The sequence below is a fragment of the Sphingomonas sp. Ag1 genome (assembly GCF_000980895.1).
GTDB classification, from domain to species: Bacteria; Pseudomonadota; Alphaproteobacteria; order Sphingomonadales; family Sphingomonadaceae; genus Sphingomonas; species Sphingomonas panaciterrae.
Genome location: NZ_LAZX01000023.1, coordinates 1 through 1,711, shown reverse-complemented (window position 1 = coordinate 1,711; position 1,711 = coordinate 1). Strand labels below are relative to the sequence as shown.

Sequence of the window (1,711 nt, the reverse complement as noted above, 5' to 3'; positions counted from 1 at the left end):
CTCGCGGAAGCTGATCTGCTGAACGCGCAGATTCTCCGCTGCTGCCGCCAGGCTGCTGTCCAGCGAGACGAAGGAACGCCGCGCGCTTTCGACCAGGTTCCACGCCCGCAGCGTGGCGACACGGCTCGTCTGCCGCGCGCCCCGCGCGGTTTCCGCGGCCGCCGCCTCCTGCTCCCGCGCCGCCGCGACCGACTGCGATCGCCCGATATTGGACAACAGGGTGTACCGCACGCCGACGCCGACGATCCAGTCCGGCTCGACCGGCAAGGCATTGGAACGGTTGAGGTTATATTCGCCAAAGGCAAAGGCCTGCGGCCGCTGGCGCGCCTTCGCCAGATCCACCCCGGCCCGCGCCACCGCGGTCGCCGCATCGGCCTCGCGCGTCTGCGGCAGATCGTCCTCGCCGCCCAGGAACGTACTTGGCGGCGGCAGCGGCGCGGTCTGCACGAACAGCGGTGTCGTGGGGGTCACGTCCTCCTCCTCGAGCAGGCTGGCAAGGTCGCTGCGGGCGCTGTCATGCGCCAGCACCGCGCGCCCATATTGCCGCTCCGCCGCGTCACGCGCGACCTGCGCCTCCAGACGGCGGGCGCGGGGAACGAAGCCCGCCAGCTCCAGCTTGATCGCGTCGGACAGCAGATCATCGAGCGCCGCGAGCGACTCGCGCGTCGAATCCTCCAGCGAGGCGGCGGCAAGCTGGCCGAAATAGGCGCGGATCAGATTGACCCGCACCAGATCGCGCGCCGATCGGGTGCGCGCCTCGCCCAGCGCGGTTCCCGCCGCCGCCCCGCGCTTGATCGCGGCGATCGCGCCACCGGTGTAGATCGGCAGGATGCCCTGGACCGTGGGGCGGAACACGCTCTGGCGAAAGCGATACGACACGTCGCTCGGCAGTGCGGCGAACAGCCCCGGCAGCGCCTGGGAGATTCGCCCCACGATATCGGAGGCGATGGTCTGAAATTCAGGTGCGACGGAGCCGGGGATCGAATCAAGGAAGCTGTTGGAGCTGTCCAGCGCGTCGCGGCGCGGGCCGGTGAGGTCGAGCGACAGCGTCTTTTGATATTCGACATATTGCGCCGACACGGTGACGATCGGGCGGTTCAGCGTCGACAGCGATTCTTCGGTGAGGCGCGCCGCGCTCTGGGCGTGCTTCGCGGCTGAGAGCGCCGGATCCACGCGGTCAGTCCGCTCCAGCGCGGCGGTGAAGCTCATCGCCACCGGATCAGCCGTCGCTGCACTCGCACTCCCCAGCGCGGAAACGGCCAACAGCGCAATCCGCCAGCCGCTGCAGCGCACACCAAGGGCTGCCTGCCTGCCGTGCGCAGGCGAAACCGGATCCCAGCGACGGGGGCCCCCTCTCCACATGGCGTGAGCGTACGCCCCTTACCTGGCCAACGCCAGTTGGTCCGCGCGTCATCGGCATGAGGGGAAGTACGAAGGAGAAGGTGGCGGAGATGGCGTCTGGCACTTTGGCCGTAACGTCTCGACCAAGGATCCGATTGTGCTCCGTCAGAGCCGCGCATCCAAGCCGGTCGTTACGATCATCAGTTCGCCAGCTACATCAACCCGCGTTCAGCGCGTTCGTGTTGGCGGTCGTCGCTGTTTCTCGACCCACACGGACAGCGAGATTTCTGACGCTCTCAAGCAGGTGCAGGAGGAAATCGCCAACGGCCTCGTGCCGGTCAAAGAGGCCGTGGAGGAGGTTAAGCAGAAC

The 1,711-nt window shown here is 68.0% G+C and carries 2 protein-coding genes; one reads left to right on the top strand and one right to left on the bottom strand.

Annotated features, from left to right (window positions below; genetic code table 11):
* Positions 1–1,263 (bottom strand): TolC family protein (locus XM50_RS00195; RefSeq protein WP_231621807.1); only part of this gene is annotated, 1,263 nt, incomplete at its 3' end.
* Between the two features lie 235 nt (positions 1,264–1,498).
* Between XM50_RS00195 and XM50_RS20630 the strand changes: the two genes are divergently transcribed.
* Positions 1,499–1,711: hypothetical protein (locus XM50_RS20630; protein ID WP_231621806.1), on the top strand; the 213-nt coding region annotated here is incomplete at its 3' end.